At 65.0% G+C, this 17,542-nt stretch carries 15 protein-coding genes; 4 read left to right on the plus strand and 11 right to left on the minus strand.

Going from position 1 to position 17,542, the window contains the following annotated elements; translation table 11 throughout:
• Positions 1 to 87: 87 nt before the first annotated feature.
• The 3 genes from IF690_RS02560 to IF690_RS02570 all read right to left on the minus strand — a co-directional run bounded on the left by IF690_RS02560 (position 88) and on the right by IF690_RS02570 (position 4,254).
• A complete protein-coding gene (locus tag IF690_RS02560; protein WP_202698721.1) occupies positions 88 to 2,436 on the minus strand; it encodes an FdhF/YdeP family oxidoreductase in 2,349 nt (782 codons plus the stop codon).
• Positions 2,433 to 3,272: a formate dehydrogenase accessory sulfurtransferase FdhD gene (gene fdhD / locus IF690_RS02565; RefSeq protein WP_202698722.1), complete on the minus strand. Its 840-nt coding sequence runs from the start codon at positions 3,270 to 3,272 to the stop codon at positions 2,433 to 2,435. Before fdhD ends, IF690_RS02560 begins: the two co-directional genes overlap by 4 nt.
• Before the next feature lie 94 nt (positions 3,273 to 3,366).
• Positions 3,367 to 4,254: a LysR family transcriptional regulator gene (locus IF690_RS02570; protein ID WP_202698723.1), complete on the minus strand. Its 888-nt coding sequence runs from the start codon at positions 4,252 to 4,254 to the stop codon at positions 3,367 to 3,369.
• A 138-nt stretch (positions 4,255 to 4,392) separates the two neighbouring features.
• Here IF690_RS02570 and lysM point away from each other — a divergent pair, with 138 nt between their 5' ends.
• The gene (lysM, locus tag IF690_RS02575; RefSeq protein ID WP_202698724.1) at positions 4,393 to 4,833 is read left to right on the plus strand and encodes a peptidoglycan-binding protein LysM; all 441 of its coding nucleotides are present in this window, start codon (positions 4,393 to 4,395) and stop codon (positions 4,831 to 4,833) included.
• Between the two features lie 119 nt (positions 4,834 to 4,952).
• Here the strand turns inward: lysM and yrfG are convergent, their stop codons facing one another.
• Positions 4,953 to 5,615, minus strand: a complete 663-nt coding sequence (yrfG, locus tag IF690_RS02580) for a GMP/IMP nucleotidase (RefSeq protein ID WP_202698725.1) — start codon at positions 5,613 to 5,615, stop codon at positions 4,953 to 4,955.
• A gap of 89 nt (positions 5,616 to 5,704) precedes the next feature.
• Here yrfG and nudE point away from each other — a divergent pair, with 89 nt between their 5' ends.
• Together nudE and cysQ are read left to right on the plus strand one after the other, a co-directional pair.
• On the plus strand, positions 5,705 to 6,271 hold the full coding sequence (nudE, locus tag IF690_RS02585) for an ADP compounds hydrolase NudE (RefSeq protein WP_202698726.1): 567 nt from the start codon (positions 5,705 to 5,707) through the stop codon (positions 6,269 to 6,271).
• Positions 6,272 to 6,282: 11 nt separating this feature from the next.
• The gene (gene cysQ, locus IF690_RS02590) at positions 6,283 to 7,110 is read left to right on the plus strand and encodes a 3'(2'),5'-bisphosphate nucleotidase CysQ (protein ID WP_202698727.1); all 828 of its coding nucleotides are present in this window, start codon (positions 6,283 to 6,285) and stop codon (positions 7,108 to 7,110) included.
• Between the two features lie 153 nt (positions 7,111 to 7,263).
• On the opposite strand, the gene IF690_RS02595 is transcribed toward cysQ, so the two are convergent.
• Genes IF690_RS02595 through rfbB form a run of 7 tightly spaced genes read right to left on the minus strand, consistent with a single transcriptional unit; the run spans position 7,264 to position 14,386 of the window.
• Positions 7,264 to 7,719 carry a YiiD C-terminal domain-containing protein gene (locus IF690_RS02595; protein ID WP_202698728.1) on the minus strand — a complete coding sequence of 152 codons (456 nt, stop codon included), beginning with the start codon at positions 7,717 to 7,719 and terminating at the stop codon, positions 7,264 to 7,266.
• 50 nt (positions 7,720 to 7,769) lie between these two features.
• Positions 7,770 to 9,170 (minus strand): sigma-54-dependent transcriptional regulator, encoded by a 1,401-nt coding sequence (locus tag IF690_RS02600; RefSeq protein WP_202698729.1) that lies wholly within the window; start codon positions 9,168 to 9,170, stop codon positions 7,770 to 7,772.
• Positions 9,167 to 10,975 (minus strand): sensor histidine kinase, encoded by a 1,809-nt coding sequence (locus tag IF690_RS02605; RefSeq protein WP_202698730.1) that lies wholly within the window; start codon positions 10,973 to 10,975, stop codon positions 9,167 to 9,169. Before IF690_RS02605 ends, IF690_RS02600 begins: the two co-directional genes overlap by 4 nt.
• Positions 10,976 to 11,011: 36 nt before the next feature.
• Entirely contained in the window at positions 11,012 to 11,893 is an 882-nt protein-coding gene (gene rfbD / locus IF690_RS02610; protein WP_202698731.1) for a dTDP-4-dehydrorhamnose reductase, read from the minus strand.
• Complete coding sequence (rfbC, locus tag IF690_RS02615) at positions 11,890 to 12,435, minus strand: dTDP-4-dehydrorhamnose 3,5-epimerase (RefSeq protein ID WP_202698732.1); 546 nt, start codon at positions 12,433 to 12,435, stop codon at positions 11,890 to 11,892. Before rfbC ends, rfbD begins: the two co-directional genes overlap by 4 nt.
• Positions 12,432 to 13,307 (minus strand): glucose-1-phosphate thymidylyltransferase RfbA, encoded by an 876-nt coding sequence (rfbA, locus tag IF690_RS02620; RefSeq protein WP_202698733.1) that lies wholly within the window; start codon positions 13,305 to 13,307, stop codon positions 12,432 to 12,434. The genes rfbC and rfbA overlap by 4 nt, the downstream gene beginning before the upstream one ends.
• Positions 13,304 to 14,386 carry a dTDP-glucose 4,6-dehydratase gene (rfbB, locus tag IF690_RS02625; protein WP_202698734.1) on the minus strand — a complete coding sequence of 361 codons (1,083 nt, stop codon included), beginning with the start codon at positions 14,384 to 14,386 and terminating at the stop codon, positions 13,304 to 13,306. The genes rfbA and rfbB overlap by 4 nt, the downstream gene beginning before the upstream one ends.
• Before the next feature lie 223 nt (positions 14,387 to 14,609).
• Between rfbB and IF690_RS02630 the strand changes: the two genes are divergently transcribed.
• A complete protein-coding gene (locus IF690_RS02630; RefSeq protein ID WP_202698735.1) occupies positions 14,610 to 17,522 on the plus strand; it encodes an aminotransferase in 2,913 nt (970 codons plus the stop codon).
• Positions 17,523 to 17,542 lie beyond the last annotated feature (20 nt).

Below are 17,542 nucleotides of genomic sequence, written 5' to 3' on the forward strand. Positions count from 1 at the left end.
CTTATCCCGTTTCTGCGGGTCTGTAGCTACTTGGAAAAGGCCGCTTTTGGATGAAAGCGGCCTTTTTTGTACCTGCGATTCAGTCGATCAGGCCGACCGGGCCATGATCAAGCCGCTGTCGCTGGCCGCTTCCAGGCGGATCGCGACGAACTTCGAGGTCGGGGTGCAACTGCCGTCCCCGATGCTTTCCAGCGGCACCAGCGGGTTCACTTCCGGGTAATAGGCCGCGGCCTGCCCAGCCGGAATATCGAAGGCCAGCAGGGTGAAACCCTTGACCCGACGTTCGCGGCCGTCATCCCACAACGAAACGATGTCGGCTTTCTGCCCTGGCTTGAAGCCCAGGCGGATGATGTCGGCTTCGTTGACGAACAGCACATCGCGCTGGCCCTTCACGCCACGATAGCGGTCGTCCAGGCCATAGATGGTGGTGTTGTACTGATCGTGGGAGCGCATCGACTGCATGATCAGGTCCGGCAGCTGCCCGGTGGCGCGGGTGCGCTCATGCAGCAGATCCTTGGGCAGCAGGTTCGGGCGGAAATTGGCGCGGCCCGACGGGGTGTTCCAGCGCCGCGCGCCGGCCGAGTTGCCGAGGTAGAAGCCGCCAGGGTTTTTCACCCGCTCGTTGAAGTCCTTGAAGCCGGGAATGGTGTCGGCGATCAGGTCGCGGATACGGCTGTAGTCGGCCACCAGCCAGTTCCAGTCCACCGGATGGTTGCCCAGGGTAGCGGCGGCGATACCGGCGAGGATCGACGGCTCCGAACGCATCTGCGGCGACAGTGGCTGCAACTGGCCGTTGGAGGCGTGGACCATGCTGAAGGAGTCTTCCACGGTCACCGCTTGCGCGCCTTCGCTCTGCAGGTCGATGTCGGTGCGGCCCAGGCACGGCAGGATCAGTGCGTCCTTACCGTGGGCCAGGTGGCTGCGGTTGAGCTTGGTGCTGATCTGTACGGTCAGGTCGCAGTTGCGCAGGGCCTGGAAGGTCCGCGGACTGTCCGGGGTGGCCTGGGCGAAGTTGCCGCCCAGGCCGATGAAGACTTTCGAACGGCCTTCGAGCATGGCGTGGATCGCCTCGACCACGTTATGGCCGTTCTCGCGTGGCACCTTGAACTGGAAGCGTCGCTCCAGGGCGTCGAGGAAGGCCACCGGCGGCTGTTCATTGATGCCCATGGTGCGGTCGCCCTGCACGTTGCTGTGGCCGCGCACCGGGCACAGGCCGGCGCCCGGCCGGCCGATATTGCCGCGCAGCAGCATCAGGTTGGCGATTTCCTGGATGGTCGGCACCGAGTGGCGATGCTGGGTGATGCCCATGGCCCAGCACATGATCACGTTCTTGCCCTTGGCGTACATGCGCGCCGCGCGCTCGATCTCCACCAGGGTCAGGCCGGACTGCTCGACGATGTCGTCCCATGGGGTGTCGTCGATGACGCTCAGGTAATCCAGCACGGCGGCGGTGTGTTCGTTGAGGAAATCGTGATCGAACACCGCTGGCGCGCCAGTCTTCTGGGCGTCGCGTTCCCATTGCAGGAGGAACTTGGCCATGCCGCGTACCACCGCCATGTCGCCGCCCAGGGCCGGGCGGAAGTAAGCGGTATTGGTCGGCTTGTTGCCGTTGGTGAGCATTTCGATCGGGTGCTGCGGATGTTGGAAACGCTCCAGGCCGCGCTCTTTCAGCGGGTTGACGCAGACCACCTGGGCACCGCGTTTCACCGCTTCGCGCAGCGGCTCGAGCATCCGTGGGTGGTTGGTGCCGGGGTTCTGGCCCCAGACGAAAATCGCATCGGCATGCTCGAAGTCGTCGAAGGTCACGGTGCCTTTGCCGACGCCGACGCTTTGCGCCAGGGCCACGCCGCTGGCCTCGTGGCACATGTTCGAGCAGTCGGGGAAATTGTTGGTGCCGTAGGCGCGCACGAACAACTGGTACAGGTACGCGGCTTCGTTGCTGGCGCGGCCCGAGGTATAGAACTCGGCCATGTCCGGGCTGGGCAGTGCCCGCAGGTGCTTGCCGATCAGCGCGAAAGCCGCGTCCCAACTGATGGGCTGATAGCGATCGGTCTCGGCGTCGTAGCTCAGGGGCTCGGTCAAGCGGCCCTGGTATTCGAGCCAGTAGTCGCTCTGCTCCAGCAGCGAGCTGACGCTGTGCTTGGCGAAGAACTTGCCATCCACGCGGCGTTTGGTGGCTTCCCAGTTCACCGCCTTGGCGCCGTTCTCGCAGAACTTGACCATGCCGCTTTCCGGCGAATCGCCCCAGGCACAGCCCGGGCAATCGAAGCCGCCGTTCTGGTTGGTCTTGAGCATCATGCGGATATTTTTCAGGGCGTTGTCGCTGGTCAGCCAGGCCTGGGCGACGCTGATGAGTGCGCCCCAGCCGCCGGCCGGGCCCTTGTAGGGTTTGTAGCGCGGGGTAGGTGTCTGGTCGGCTTGATGATGGGTGCTCACGCTTGATTTTCCATTGCAGGGCTGTAGACCCGCGGCGCACTTTTCTGCGGCAGGTGGATGAGGTTGAGGTTGTGTCGGCGTGCCCATTGCAGGGCCAGGCCGGTGGGCGCCGACAGGCTGACCAGGGTCTGGATGCCAGCCCGCAGGACTTTCTGGATCAGTTCCAGGCTGCAGCGGCTGGTGACGATGGCCACGCCGCCGGCAGTAGCGATGTTCTGGCGGATCAACGCACCGATCAGCTTGTCCAGCGCGTTGTGCCGGCCGATATCTTCACGGCCCAGCAGCAACTCGCCCTGGGCGTTCATGAACACCGCCGCATGCACCGCGCCGGAGTGCTGGCCCAGGGGCTGGAAGGCGCTGATGCGCTGGCGCAGGCCATCGAGCCATTGGGCTGGCGGCAGCGGGGCGCCGGGCAGCACCTTGAGGTCCGGCAGGGCCTGCTCCACGGCTTCCACGCCGCACAGGCCGCAACCGCTGGTACCGGCCAGTTGCCGGCGTTGTTGCTTGAGGTTCCAGAAGGCACGGCTGGAGATCTGTACCTGGGCGTACTGGGCCGAACCGCTGCCGCTCAGTTGCAGGTCGTAGATGTCCGACGCGTCGCCGATGATGCCGCTGCCGAGGCTGAAGCCGACGATGAAGTCTTCCAGGTCGCTGGGGGTGACCAGCATCACGGCCTGGCTGATGCCGTTATAGGCGATCGCCAGCGCGACTTCCTCGGCGAGCGCGGTGCTGGCCGATTCCGTGTGGTCGAGGTTGCTGTAGCGGTAGTTCTGACTGGCGGCGGGCGCGGGCGTTTTCGCAGTGGGCGTCGCGCAAGCCGGGCGCTGGGGTTTCATGGGGCATCACCGGCGGAATATCCAGCCCTAAGACTAAGCGCGTCAAAGTGTCGCGTCTAATTGCTAGTACTGATGTGCCGATAGATGCCGTCGATCAAGACTCGCTCGGTGATTTCTGCTGCAGGGCGAAGCACGCCTCGGCCAGGGCCGAGCGCGGTGCACTGCGGCGCATGATCAGGCCCAGGTGCGCCAGGGTGTTGGCGTCTTCTATGGGCTGCAGGCGCAAGTGTTCGGTGAGGGTTTCCAGGCCGCCGTCCAGCGGCATGATCGCGCAGCACAGGCCGCCATGTACGGCTTGCAACAGTTGATGCACGGCATCGGTCTGCAGCAGCGGTTGTGGGGTGAGGCCGCGACTGTGGAAGTTATGGTCGATGGACTGGCGAAAATGCATGCCGCTGGTCAGCATGCCCAGCGGTAGTTCGATCACAGCCTCCCAACTCAGGGGCTGCTCGCCGAAGCTGAAGAAGCGTAGGTCGTAGAGCAGGCCCATGCGGGTTTCGCCGAGGGCCAGGGATTCGAAGCGTTCGCTGTCCAGGCGCTCCAGGTAGGAAACGCCGATATCCAGGCGATTGCTCGCCAGTTGTTCGAGGATCTGCTCGGAACTCAGCGCCGACAACTCGAAGCGCACATTCGGGTGCGCCTGGTGCAGGCGCTGCATCAGCGGCAGCGGGTCGAAACTCGACAGCGGTACCACCCCCAGGCGCAGGGTACCGACCAGATTGCCGCGACAGGCGGCGGCCTCCGCCTGCAGCCCGTCATAGGCGGCCAGCACGCTGCGGGCCCAGGCCAGCACCCGTTCCCCGGGGGCGGTGAAGCCCTCGAAACGCTGGCCGCGGTTGACCAGTGGCAGCTCGAGTTCTTCCTCGAGGTTGCGCAGGCGCATGGACAGGGTCGGCTGGGTGATGTGGCAGCGCGCGGCGGCCTGGCCGAAGTGGCGGGTTTCGTCGAGAGCGATGAGGAATTTCAGCTGTTTGATGTCCATCTTCGCTTCCTGGGCGCGGGGGGAGGCGATTCTAGCGTGCTTGCCATGCACAGAGTCATTGGTCGATTTTGAACCTCGCCTCTGAAGGCTGGTCTAGTCTTTCGCGTCTGGACCTATTAAACCCAAGGAGTGTGCACCATGAGTATTTTTAGCTTTGTGAAAGAAGCGGGCGAAAAGCTTATTGATCTGTTGACGCCGGGTAACGCCAATGCGAGCGAACAGTTGAAAGAGCACATCGCCAAGGTCGGCCTGGGTAACCCCAACGTCCAGGCTACCGTGGAAGGCGACAAGGTCATCGTGACCGGCGAAGTGGCCAGTCAGGAAGAGAAGGAAAAGATTCTGCTGGCGGTGGGCAACATTGCCGGCGTTGGTAGCGTCGACGACCAGATCACCGTCACCGGTCCTGTGGCCGCCGCCGCGCGTTTTGTCACCGTGAAAAAAGGCGACACCCTCAGCGCCATTTCCAAGGCCGTGTATGGCGACGCCAACAAGTACAACAAGATCTTCGAGGCCAACAAGCCGTTGCTGTCGCACCCGGACAAGATCTATCCGGGCCAGGTATTGCGCATTCCCGAGTAATGCTCGGCCTGTAGCCGCTGCCGCAGGCTGCGATCGACTGTGAAACAGTCGTGGCGATGTCGATCGCTGAAGGTCCTTCGGACCTTATCGCAGCCTGCGGCAACGGCTACAGGATTGCTCTACAGCCCCTCGATCAATGCTCGATAATCCTCCAGCGCGGCAAACTCCGCCGTGTCTTTCGGCCCCTTGCGGCTATCCGGTTCACTCACCGCCAACAGATGGGCCACACCGAAATCCCGCGCGCTGCGCAGGATCGGCAGGGTGTCGTCGATAAACAGGCTGCGCGCCGGATCGAAGCCGATATCCGCGTGCAGCGCGTCCCAGAACTGCGGGTTCTCCTTGGCGAAGCCGTAATCGTGGGAACTGATCAAACGTTCGAAATAGGGCGCCAGCTCGACTTTTTCCAACTTCAATGACAACGAATCGCGGTGCGCATTGGTGATCAGCACCACGCGTTTGCCGGCCTGCTTGATCGCTGCGAGAAAGGTGTCGGCGTCCGGGCGCAGGGCGATCAGGTGGGCGGTCTCCAGCTTCAGTTCGCGCACCGGCAATTTCAGTTCGGCGCTCCAGAAGTCCAGGCAATACCACTGCAATTGCCCGGCGTTGCGCTCGAACAGCGGCTGCAGTTCCATTTCCGCCATGGCGCGGCTGACGCCATGCAGCTCGGCATAGCGCTGGGGCAGGTGCTCCATCCAGAAGTGGTTGTCGTAGTGCAGGTCCAGCAAGGTCCCGTCCATATCCAGCAGAACGGTATCGATGTCGCGCCAGGGCAGTAAGGGCATGGAAAACGTCTCGAACGGTAGAAAGATATCCGACACAAACAATCGGGAAAGCCGCGTTATAGTAGCGCGTTCACGCCAAGGAGCCCTTTATGCGCCAGAAACCCACCGTACTCGCTCGCGAGATCGTCGCCACCAGCCGTCTGTTTTGCGTCGAAGCGGTGCAACTGCGCTTTTCCAACGGTGTGGAGCGCACCTACGAGCGCCTGGTGGGCAAGGGCGCGGGCTACGGTGCGGTGATGATCGTGGCGATGCTCGATGCCGATCACGCGGTGCTGGTCGAGGAATATTGCGGCGGCACCGACGCCTACGAGTTGTCGCTGCCCAAGGGCCTGGTCGAGCCCGGCGAGGATGTGCTGGCGGCGGCCGAGCGTGAGCTCAAGGAGGAGGCCGGTTTTGGCGCGCGGCAGCTGGAACACCTGACCGAGCTGTCGTTGTCCCCTGGCTACATGAGCCAGAAGATCCAGGTGGTGCTGGCCACCGACCTCTACGAAGAACGGCTGGAGGGCGACGAGCCCGAGCCGATGCGCGTGGACAAGATCAACCTGCGCGAGCTGTCGAGCCTGGCGCAGAACCCACAATTTACCGAGGGGCGCGCCCTGGCTGCGCTGTACCTGGCCCGCGACCTGCTGACCCAGCGTGGCGCCTTTCAAGCATGAGCGAACAATCGATGAATTTTCCCCACCCATTGCTGGCGCCGGTGATCGACCTGGCCTTGAAGGCCGGCGAGGCGATCCTGCCGTTCTGGCGCGCCGACGTCGCCGTCACCAGCAAGGCCGACGAGTCGCCGGTGACCGCGGCCGACCTGGCGGCCCACCACCTGATCGTACAAGGCCTGGTCGCGCTGGACCCGAGCATCCCGGTGCTCTCCGAAGAAGACGCCGATATCCCTCGGGACGTGCGCGCCGGCTGGCAGCGCTGGTGGCTGGTGGATCCGCTGGATGGCACCAAGGAATTCATCTCCGGCAGTGAAGAGTTCACCGTCAATATCGCCCTGATCGAAGAGGGGCGGGTGGTGTTTGGCGTGGTGTCGATGCCGACCAGCGGTCGCTGCTATTTCGGCGGCGCCGGTCTCGGGGCCTGGCGTGCCGACAAGGGCGAGGCGCCGGTGGCGATCCGCGTGCGTGACCGCCTGGCGGCGGGCGAAGCCTTCACCGTGGTCGCCAGCCGTCGACATAGCAGCCCTGAGCAGGAACGTCTGTTGGCCGGGCTGAGCGCGGCCCTGGGCGAGTTGCAACTGGCGAACATCGGCAGCTCATTGAAGTTCTGCCTGCTGGCCGAAGGCGCGGCGGATTGTTACCCGCGACTGGCACCGACGTCGCAGTGGGACACCGCGGCGGCCCAAGGCGTGCTGGAGGGGGCCGGAGGCGAGGTGCTGGATCTGAGCGGCGCGCCGTTCTGCTACCCGGCGCGGGAGTCGCTGCTCAATGGCTTCTTCCTGGCGCTGCCGGCCAAGGCCGCCTGGCGCGGGCGCTTGCTGGAGTTGGCGCGAGGCTGATCTTTGTAGCCGCTGGCGCAGCCTGCGATCGGCTGCGCAGCAGTCGTAAACCGGTCCGCGCGGTGTGTCAGACAGAATATCGTCAGTCGATCCACGGCTGCTTCGTCGGAGTGCCGCCTAGCCCAATCGCAGGCTGCGCCAGCGGCTACAGGTTCACCGGTGCAACACGTATTGCCCGGTAAAGCGCACCGCATCTTCATCGCTGCCGGCATTCACTACCCGGGTGTGCAGGATCAGCCGCGCGCGACCGTAGCGCTCATACATGCTGATGAACCTGTGCCAGACCTCTTCGCTCGGCGCGGCGCAGATGGCCGTGGCGTCGCCGGTCACCGGCAGCGGGTAGTTGATTTGCCCTTCCTGAATCACGATGTGCCCGTCGTCGATCCCCGCTTCTTTCAGCCGCAGGTGCAGCCAGCCCCAGCCGGCCAGTACCGCGCCGCAATACAGGCTGCCGCCGAACATGGTGCTCTTGTGGTTGACGTTGGCTTCCAGCGGCAGCTGCAGGCGCAGTTCATGTGCGTGCCAGTCGAGCACTTTCAGGCCCATGTCCCGCGTCAGGGGAATGTCATGATGGAGGATGGATTCCAGGTGACGACTGTCGCGGTTCATGCAGGGCCTCGGTTGTAAAAGGGTGCTTTAACAAGGTTAGTCGGCATCGCTCAATCGATATCGTCGCCACCAGAACTGGCGCCGCTGTCGCCGAAGCTCAGGCCGTGTTTGCGCAGTTTGTCATGCAGGGTCTTGCGTGGAATACCCAGGGCTTCGGCGAGACTGCGCAGGGAGTTGTGGGAGCGGGCCAGTTCGGCGGCGATCAGGCTCTTTTCGAAGTGTTCCACCTGTTCGCTCAGGCCGCCCTCGACCAGCGTCGGTGCCGGTTGCGGGGCGCCATCCGGCGCGCTGTTGTCCAGGGCCAGCTCCAGGCCGAGGGCGAAGCGTTCGGCGGCGTTCTGCAGTTCGCGCACATTGCCCGGCCAGTTGTGGCGCAGCAGCAGGGCGCGCTGCCCCGGTTGCAGTTCGTGGGGTGGCAGGCCGTGGCGGGCGCTGGCCTCGTCGGCGAAATGCTGGAACAGCAGCAGGGCATCCTCGCCGCGTTCGCGCAACGGTGGAATACGCAGCGGCGCGACATTCAGGCGGTAGTAGAGGTCGGCGCGAAAGCGTCCCTGGTCGGCCGCCTGGCGCAGGTCTTCCTTGGTCGCGGCGATGATGCGGATGTCCAGCGGGATCAGTTGATTGCCGCCCAGGCGCTCCACCACCCGTTCCTGCAGCATGCGCAGCAGCTTGACCTGTACATCCAGGCTCATGCTTTCGATTTCATCGAGGAACAGCGTACCGCCGTTGGCGAATTCGAACTTGCCGATGCGGCGTTTCTGCGCGCCGGTAAAGGCCCCTGGCTCGTGGCCGAACAGTTCGCTTTCGACCACCGATTCGGCCAGGGCGCCGGCGTTGATCGCCACGAACGGACCGTTGCGTCGGCTCGACAGGTCGTGCAGCGCTCGCGCCACCACTTCCTTGCCGGCTCCGGTTTCGCCGAGGATCAGCACGTCGGCCTTGGTCGCCGCCAGGGCACCGATCTGCTCGCGCAGGCGCAGCATCGGCGCGGACAGCCCGACCAGCCGCGCGCTGAGCTCCTGGCGGTCGCTCAGGGCCAGGCGCAGGCTGCGGTTGTCCAGGACCAGGCGGCGCAGCGCCAGGGCCCGGCGCACGCTGTCGAGCAGGGCATCGCTGGCGAAGGGTTTCTCCAGGAAGTCATAGGCCCCGGCGCGCATCGCCTGCACCGCCAGCGGTACATCGCCGTGGCCGGTGATCAGCAGCACCGGCAGCTCAGGGTCCTGGCCATGCAGTTCGCTGAGCAGCTCGAGGCCGTCCATGCCGGGCATGCGGATGTCGCTGACCACCACCCCCGGCCAGTCGCGCTCCAGCCGCGCGGCCAGGCCCTGGGCTTCGCCCAGCGGCAGGATCTTCAACCCCGCCAGGTCCAGGGTCTGGCTCAGGGCCTGGCGCAGGTGCGGATCGTCGTCGATCAACACTACCTGCACATCGCTGGTGATCGGTGTACTCATACGCTGCGGTCCTCGGACGGTTGCAGGCTCACTCCCGGCGCGCCGGCGCGCAGCCGCAGGGTAATCAGGGCGCCGCCTTCGCGATGGTTGGAGAACGACAGTTCACCGCCAAAGGCGCGCATCAGGGTGTCGCAGATCGCCAGGCCCAGGCCAAGGCCCTGGGTGCGGGTCTTGGTGGTGTAGAAGGGCTCGCCGGCGCGGCCCAGGGCCTCCATGCAAAAGCCCGGACCGTTGTCGCGAATGTACAGATTGACGCCCGTGGCGGTGGATTCGGCACTCAGCCAGAGTTTGCGCGGCGGGCCTTTTTCGGTCAGCGCATCCAGGGCGTTGGCCAGCAGGTTGCCGAGCACCTGGCGCAGGCGCGTCTCCCCGGCCTCGACCCACAGGGTGGCCGCTGGCAGGTCGCGGATCAGCTCCACCTCCATCGCCCGTCGGCGCTTGGCCAGCAACGCCAGGGCATCGTCCAGCGCTGGTTGCAGGGCAACGCTTTCCGGCGCGTGGCGGTCGCGGCGGGCAAAGGCGCGCAGGTGGGCGATGATCGAGGCCATGCGCCCGGTCAATTCGCTGATCAGCTTGAGGTTGCCGCGGGCGTCCTCGGTGCGCTGATGGTCCAGCAGCACCTCGGCGTTTTCCGCGTAGCTGCGGATCGCCGCCAGCGGCTGGTTGAGTTCATGGCTGATGCTCGCCGACATGGTGCCCAGGGCCGAGAGCTTGCCGGCCTGCACCAGGTCGTCCTGGGCGCGCACCAGTTCCTGCTGGGCGTGTTCGCGCTCCAGCACTTCCTGCCTGAGGCGGCGGTTCAGGCCTTCCAGGTCGCTGGTACGTTCGGCCACGCGCATTTCCAGCTCGCGCCGGGTCTTGGCTTCGAAGGCGATGCGTTCCAGGTAGTGGCGACGGCGCTGCATCATCAGCCCGAGCAGCAGCATCAGCACCAGCAGCGTGGCGCCGCCCACCGCCACCACGGTACGTACCGGGCGGTCGATCAGGGTGCGTGGGGCGAGGATGCTCACGCTCCAGCCGGTTTCGTCGATCTGTCGGGTCTGGGTCAGCCAGGCGCTGGAGTCGAGGTTCAGCGGCCGCGGATCGCGGGTCGGGTAGGGCTGGATGGCGACTATGGCCTTGCTTTCTTCTTCGCTCAGTGGGCGGGTCGAACGGAAGCGCCATTCCGCTCGGGAGGTGAGAATCACCACGCCATTGTGGTCGGTCACCACCAGTTGCTCGGGGGTCTTGCCCCAGAGGCTTTCGGTATGGTCCAGGTCGACCTTGACCACCAGCACGCCGATGATTTTCTCGCCCTTGCGCACGGCGGCGGCGAAGAAATAACCACGCTTGGCCGAGGTGGTGCCCAGGCCGAAGAAACGCCCCAGGCGCCCGGCCATGGCCTCGCTGAAATACGGGCGGAAGGAAAAGTTACGACCGACAAAACTGTCGTGCTTGTCCCAGTTGGACGCCGCCAGGGTGTTGCCGGAGGTGTCCATCAGGTACATCACTTCGGCCCCGGTCTGGGCGCTGATGTTTTTCAACAGGCGGTTGGCGTTGCCCTGGGTCACGCCGTCGTCCGGCGCTCCGAGGACCGCGCGCAACGCCGGCAGCTCGCCAAGAATCTGCGGCAGCACTTCGTAGCGATGCAGGGTGCCCAGCAGGTTGGCGACGTAGAGGTCGAGGGTCTGGCGGTTCTGTCCCGCCAGTTCGCTGCGGTAATAACGCTCGGCCAGGTGCTCCAGCGGCCACAGCAGCGGCGCCAGGCACAGGGCCAGCAACGCCAGGCTACGCCAGCGGGGGCGTCGGGGAAGGGGTGGGGTCATGGGGACGATGCGCCTGTGGATACAAGCGCATTATGCCTAGCCCTGCCCGGCAAGACACTCGTGCAATGCGCTGCGCCACTCCGGCTGGACCACGCCCCACTCGCGCGCCAGGCGGCCGCAGTCGAGGCGGGAGTTCAGGGGGCGCGGCGCGGGTGTCGGATAGGCGCTGGAGGGGATTGCCTCCAGGGTCGCACAGGCCTTGCCCTGGGCCAGCAGGTGTTCGCCGATGGCCTGGGCGAAGCCGAACCAGGAGGTTTCACCGCCAGCGGTCAGGTGGTAGATCCCCCATTTTCCTGGCTGGCCGGCCTGCCAGCGCTCGATCAGGGCGGCGGTGCTGGCGGCGATGGTGCTGGCCCAGGTGGGGGCACCGATCTGGTCGGCCACCACGCGCAAGTGCGGTTTTTCCTGCAGCAGGCGTTGCATGGTCAGCAGGAAGTTCTTGCCGGTGTTCGAATACACCCAACTGGTGCGCAGGATCAGGTGTTCGCCACCGACTGCGCTGATGGCCCGTTCGCCGGCCAGTTTGCTCTGGCCGTAGACGCTCAGTGGGTTGGGTTCATCGTCTTCGGTGTAGGGGGCCTGCTTGTTGCCGTCGAAGACGTAATCGGTGGAGTAGTGAATCAGCGGGATTCCCAGTTCCCGCGCTTCCTCGGCGAACACACCGGGAGCGCTGGCATTGATCGCAAAGGCCAGCTCCGGCTCGTTCTGGGCCTGATCGACGGCGGTATGGGCGGCCGCGTTGATGATCAGTTGCGGACGCAGGTTGCGCACCTGCTGGCGAATCGCGTCCGGGTTTGTCAGGTCGAGCAGGCCGCGCCCGGGCACGATCAATTCGTGCTGGTTGCCCAAGCGCTGTTGCAGGGCCTGGGAGACCTGGCCGTGCTGGCCGCTGATCAGGATCTTCAACCGGCCGCTCATGGGAACAGCTCTGCTTCGCTGAGCAACTTGCCGGCCTGATCCTTGACCGAGAGCTGCGCCGGGCCTGTGAGCTGCCAGTCGATGGCCAGGGTCGGATCGTCCCAGCGAATGCAGCGTTCGGATGCCGGGGTGTAGTAGTCGGTGGTCTTGTAGAGGAACTCGGCATACTCGCTCAGCACCACGAAACCGTGGGCGAAGCCTTCCGGTACCCACAGCTGGCGATGGTTGTCCGCGGACAGCCGCACCCCGACCCATTTGCCGAAGTGTGGCGAGCTGCGGCGGATGTCCACCGCCACATCGAGCACTTCGCCGGCGACGACCCGCACCAGCTTTCCCTGGGTGTTTTCGATCTGGTAGTGCAGGCCGCGCAGCACGCCTTTTTGCGAGCGCGAATGGTTGTCCTGGACGAACTGGGTGCGCACGCCGGTTGTGGCTTCGAACGCCTTGGCATTGAAGCTCTCATAGAAAAAACCACGCTCGTCGCCAAAGACCTTGGGCTCGATGATCAGCACGCCGGGCAGTTCGGTGGCCAGGACCTTCACTGGGTTTCTCCCGCCAGGCTGTAGAGGTATTGGCCGTAACCGGTCTTGCCGAAGTATTTGGCGTGTTCGAGCAGATGATCGCGATCAATCCAGCCCTGGTTGTAGGCGATTTCCTCGAGGCAGGCGACTTTCAGGCCCTGGCGGTGCTCGATGGTCTGCACATACTGCGAGGCTTCCAGCAGGCTGTCGTGGGTGCCGGTGTCGAGCCAGGCGAAGCCACGGCCGAAACGTTCGACGCTGAGGTCGCCGCGTTGCAGGTAGGCATTGTTGACGTCGGTGATTTCCAGTTCGCCGCGTGCCGAAGGTTTGACCGCCTTGGCGATGCTGACCACCGAGTTGTCGTAGAAATATAGCCCGGTCACGGCATAGCTGGACTTGGGGTGCAGGGGTTTCTCTTCGATCGAAAGGGCATTGCCCTGTTCGTCGAAGTCGATCACGCCAAAGCGCTGCGGGTCCTTGACCCAGTAGCCGAAGACCGTCGCTCCGGAGGGTTTCGACGCGGCGTTCTGCAGCTTTTCGGTGAAATGCTGACCGTGGAAGATGTTGTCGCCGAGGATCAGGCACACGGGATCGTCGCCAATGAATTCCTCGCCGATCAGGAATGCTTGTGCCAGGCCGTCCGGCGACGGTTGTTCGGCGTAGCTGAAACGCACCCCGAACTGGCTGCCGTCACCCAGCAGGTTGCGGTACTGCGGCAGGTCCTGGGGCGTGGAAATCAGCAGGATGTCCTTGATGCCGGCCAGCATCAGGACCGAGATCGGGTAATAGATCATCGGTTTGTCGTAGACCGGCAGCAATTGCTTGGACACACCCAGGGTGATCGGGTGCAGGCGGGTGCCTGAGCCACCCGCCAGAACGATACCTTTCATCATGCGATCAGATCCTTGAAGTCAGTGAAACCCAGCCGTTGCCCTTGATAGCTGCCGTCCTGCACGTGCTGGCACCATTCCTGGTTGTCCAGGTACCACTGCACGGTCTTGCGCAGGCCGCTGGCGAAGGTTTCTTGCGGCACCCAGCCCAGTTCGCGTTCGATCTTGCTGGCGTCGATGGCGTAGCGCAGGTCGTGGCCGGGGCGGTCCTGGACGAAGGTGATCAGGTCGGCGTAGTGCTGCACGCCTTCGGGCTTGCGTGGCGCCAGTTCTTCCAGCAGTTGGCAGATGCCGCGCACCACGTCGATGTTTGTCTGTTCGTTGTGGCCGCCGATGTTGTAGGTCTCGCCGACCACGCCTTCGGTCACGACCTTGAGCAGGGCGCGGGCGTGGTCTTCGACGAACAGCCAGTCGCGCACTTGCAGGCCGTTGCCGTACACCGGCAGTGGCTTCCCGGCCAGGGCGTTGAGGATCATCAGCGGGATGAGTTTTTCCGGGAAGTGGAACGGCCCGTAGTTGTTCGAACAGTTGGTGACCAGAACTGGCAGGCCGTAGGTGCGCTGCCAGGCGCGGACCAGGTGGTCGGACGCGGCCTTGCTGGCGGAGTAGGGCGAGCTGGGGGCGTAGGGCGTGGTTTCGGTGAACAGGTCGTCGACGCCGTGCAGGTCGCCGTACACCTCGTCGGTGGAAATGTGATGGAAGCGGAAGGCGCTTTTCTCTGCCGCCGGCAGGTTTTGCCAGTAGGCGCGCGTGGCTTCCAGCAGGCTGTAGGTGCCGACGATGTTGGTCTGGATGAACTCCGACGGGCCGTCGATGGAACGGTCGACATGGGACTCGGCGGCCAGGTGCATGATCGCCTGGGGCTGGAAGCGCTCGAGCAGAGTGCTGACGGTGGCCTGGTCGACGATATCGGCCTGGACGAATTCGTAGCGGGTGTCGCTGGCGATACTCGACAGCGACTCCAGGTTGCCGGCGTAGGTCAGCTTGTCGAGGTTGAGCACTTCGTGTTCGGTGTTGCGGATCAGGTGGCGAATCAGCGCCGATCCAATAAAACCGGCACCGCCGGTAACGAGAATGCGCATATGGGTAGGCCTTCTTCCCTAAGACGTGGAGTCGCGAATGGAGCATAGCTTGTCGGCAGCCAGCGGCCGCTGCAAGGGGCGCCGACGTCTGGCCCGGGTATTGGCATCCTGTTTACCTTCCCTGGGGCAGTGACGTCCTTGTCGGCTGCCCGGGCCTGGGGGTTGCGTAACGCCTGGCGCAGTGGCGATATACGCATCTGACAATAATTCCAGGGGTCGTTCCATGTTGCTCGCCACGTTGATTCACCGCGCCAGCCTGCCCGGTCCGCAGGTCGCCCCACAGCAGGCGCTGGACCTGCTCGAAGTGCACTACGGCCTTGGCGGCACGCTGCAATCGTTGGGCAGCCAGCAGGATCTCAACTACCGGCTCGACAGCCCCCAGGGGCGTTTTGTCCTGAAGATCTGCCGTGGCGACTACGCCGCCCTGGAACTGCAGGCCCAGCACGCGGCGCTCAAGCACCTTGGCACCCACCCCGAACTGCACGTACCCCGGGTGATCCCGGCGAAGAATGGCGCCGACCTGCTGTCCCTGGAAGTCGATGGCCAGGCGGTGCATGTGCGGCTGCTCGACTACATCGAAGGCCAGCCGCTGACCCACCTCAAGCACCTGGGCCCCGAGCTGACGGCCGGTTTCGGTCGCTTGTGCGGGCAGATGGACCTGGCCCTGGCGGATTTCCAGCACCCAGGACTTACGCGCACCCTGCAATGGGACGCGCGTCACGCCCATAGCCTGATCCATCACCTGTTGCCGGTGATCGCCGACGAGCAGCAGCGCAGCCTGATCGCCGAAGTGGCCGAGCAGGCCGAGCGCCGTGTGCAGCATCTGGCCGAGCAGTTGCCGGTGCAGGCGATCCACCTGGACATCACCGACGACAACGTGGTCTGGCAGCGTGACGCCCAGCGTCACTGGCAGGTGCAGGGGGTGATCGATTTCGGCGACCTGGTCCGTACCTGGCGCGTCACCGACCTGTCGGTGACCTGCGCGGCGTTGCTGCACCATGCCGAGGGCGATCCGTTCTGCATCCTGCCGGCGGTCCGCGCCTACCACGCGGTCAACCCTCTGCAGCAGGCCGAGCTGCTGGCGCTGTGGCCGCTGATTGTGGCCCGCGCCGCGGTACTGGTACTCAGTGGCGAACAGCAGGTGAGCATCGACCCGAACAACCAGTACAGCCGCGACAACCTGAACCACGAATGGGAGATCTTCCGCGTCGCCACCTCGGTGCCGTTCGAGTTGATGGAAGCAGCGATCCTCGGGGTGGTCGGCCAGTCGCTGCCGGCCATTGCCAGCGAAGGTTTCGCGCCCTTGTTGCCGGGCCTGGTGGGGCGCGAGTTCGCCCTGATCGACCTGGGCGTGCTCAGCCCGCACTTCGAGGCCGGCAACTGGGAGCAGCCGCAGATCGATACCCGGCTGTTGCAGCAGGCCGCCGCGGCCCATGGGCTGGCGGCCAGTCGCTACGGGCAGTACCGCCTGTCCCGGACCTGTGCGGACAGTGCCGTCGAGCCGGATACCTTCCCCTTGCACGTGCAGTTGCAGGTGCCGTCGGGCACGGCGGTCGAAGCACCTTTTGCCGGCGTGCTGCACCGCGCCGCCGACGGAGTGTTGCGCCTCGACGGCCCGCAATTGAGTGTACGGCTATGGGGCGTCACACCCTCGGTGCATGCCGGCGCGGCCCTGGTCAAAGGCCAGGTGCTGGGGGCGGTGGACGGCGGGCTCAAGGTCCAGCTGTGCCGTGGCGCGCAGCTTGATCCGCCGCTGTTCTGTACTCCATCGCGAGCCGCGGCATGGCAGGCGCTGTGCCCGTCGCCGGCGGCGCTGCTGGGCCTGGCCTGCGACGCCGAACCGGAGCTCGACCCGCAAGCCTTGCTGGCGCGGCGCGATGCCAGTTTCGCCCGCTCGCAGAAGCACTATTACGTCGACCCGCCACGCATCGAGCGTGGTTGGCGCAACCACCTGATCGACATGCAGGGCCGTTCCTACCTGGACATGCTCAACAACGTCGCGGTGCTGGGTCACGGTCATCCACGCATGGCCGCCGAGGCCGCGCGCCAGTGGTCGCTGCTCAACACCAACTCGCGCTTCCACTACGCGGCGATTGCCGAATTCTCCGAACGCCTGCTGGCGCTGGCGCCGGATTCCATGGACCGGGTGTTCCTGGTCAACAGCGGCAGCGAGGCCAACGACCTGGCGATCCGCCTGGCCTGGGCCTACAGCGGCGGGCGCGACATGCTCAGTGTGCTGGAGGCCTACCACGGCTGGACGGTGGGCGCGGACGCGGTGTCCACCTCGATCGCCGATAACCCCCAGGCCCTGAGCAGCCGCCCGGACTGGGTGCATCCGGTGACCGCGCCCAATACCTATCGCGGCGAGTTCCGCGGCCAGAACAGCACCCCGGATTACGTGCGCAGTGTCGAACACAACCTGGCCAAGCTGGCGGAGCAGAATCGCCAGCTGGCCGGTTTCATCTGCGAGCCGGTGTATGGCAACGCCGGCGGCATCGCCCTGCCGCCGGGGTACCTGAAGCAGGTCTACGCCCTGGTCCGGGCCCGGGGCGGGGTGTGCATCGCCGACGAGGTGCAGGTCGGTTACGGACGCATGGGCAAGTTCTTCTGGGGCTTCGAAGAGCAGGGCGTGGTGCCGGACATCATCACCATGGCCAAAGGCATGGGCAACGGCCAGCCGCTGGGGGCGGTGATCACCCGCCGGGAGATCGCCGAAGCGCTGGAGGCCGAGGGTTATTTCTTCTCCTCGGCCGGCGGCAGCCCGGTGAGTTGCCGGATCGGCATGGCAGTGCTGGACGTGATGCAGGAAGAAAAACTCTGGGAAAACGCCCAGCGGGTCGGCGACCACTTCAAGCAGCGCCTCGAAGCCTTGATCGAGCGTTATCCGCTGGTGGGTGCGGTGCATGGCTCGGGGTTCTACCTGGGGCTGGAGCTGATCCGCAATCGCCAGACCCTGGAGCCGGCCACGGAGGAGACCGCCCTGCTGTGCGATCGCCTGCGCGAGCTGGGGATCTTCATGCAGCCCACCGGCGACTACCTGAACATCCTCAAGATCAAGCCGCCGATGGTCACCACGCGCCAGAGCGTCGACTTCTTTGTCGACATGTTGGCCAAGGTGCTGGACGAGGGGCTCTGAAGCCCTTGATCCGGGCGTAA

Source organism: Pseudomonas sp. SK3(2021) (assembly GCF_016772375.1).
GTDB classification, from domain to species: Bacteria; Pseudomonadota; Gammaproteobacteria; order Pseudomonadales; family Pseudomonadaceae; genus Aquipseudomonas; species Aquipseudomonas chlororaphis_I.

Bases quoted from the DNA above. Each gene is read 5' to 3' on its own strand.
- IF690_RS02595 (WP_202698728.1), bottom strand. From the start codon at position 7,719: ATGAACCGCGACAGTCGTCACCTGGAATCCATCCTCCATCATGACATT.
- IF690_RS02570 (WP_202698723.1), bottom strand. From the start codon at position 4,254: ATGGACATCAAACAGCTGAAATTCCTCATCGCTCTCGACGAAACCCGC.
- nudE (WP_202698726.1), top strand. From the start codon at position 5,705: ATGCGCCAGAAACCCACCGTACTCGCTCGCGAGATCGTCGCCACCAGC.
- rfbD (WP_202698731.1), bottom strand. From the start codon at position 11,893: ATGAGCGGCCGGTTGAAGATCCTGATCAGCGGCCAGCACGGCCAGGTC.
- yrfG (WP_202698725.1), bottom strand. From the start codon at position 5,615: ATGCCCTTACTGCCCTGGCGCGACATCGATACCGTTCTGCTGGATATG.
- fdhD (WP_202698722.1), bottom strand. From the start codon at position 3,272: ATGAAACCCCAGCGCCCGGCTTGCGCGACGCCCACTGCGAAAACGCCC.
- rfbB (WP_202698734.1), bottom strand. From the start codon at position 14,386: ATGCGCATTCTCGTTACCGGCGGTGCCGGTTTTATTGGATCGGCGCTG.
- IF690_RS02600 (WP_202698729.1), bottom strand. From the start codon at position 9,170: ATGAGTACACCGATCACCAGCGATGTGCAGGTAGTGTTGATCGACGAC.
- cysQ (WP_202698727.1), top strand. From the start codon at position 6,283: ATGAATTTTCCCCACCCATTGCTGGCGCCGGTGATCGACCTGGCCTTG.
- IF690_RS02630 (WP_202698735.1), top strand. From the start codon at position 14,610: ATGTTGCTCGCCACGTTGATTCACCGCGCCAGCCTGCCCGGTCCGCAG.
- rfbA (WP_202698733.1), bottom strand. From the start codon at position 13,307: ATGATGAAAGGTATCGTTCTGGCGGGTGGCTCAGGCACCCGCCTGCAC.
- lysM (WP_202698724.1), top strand. From the start codon at position 4,393: ATGAGTATTTTTAGCTTTGTGAAAGAAGCGGGCGAAAAGCTTATTGAT.
- IF690_RS02605 (WP_202698730.1), bottom strand. From the start codon at position 10,975: ATGACCCCACCCCTTCCCCGACGCCCCCGCTGGCGTAGCCTGGCGTTG.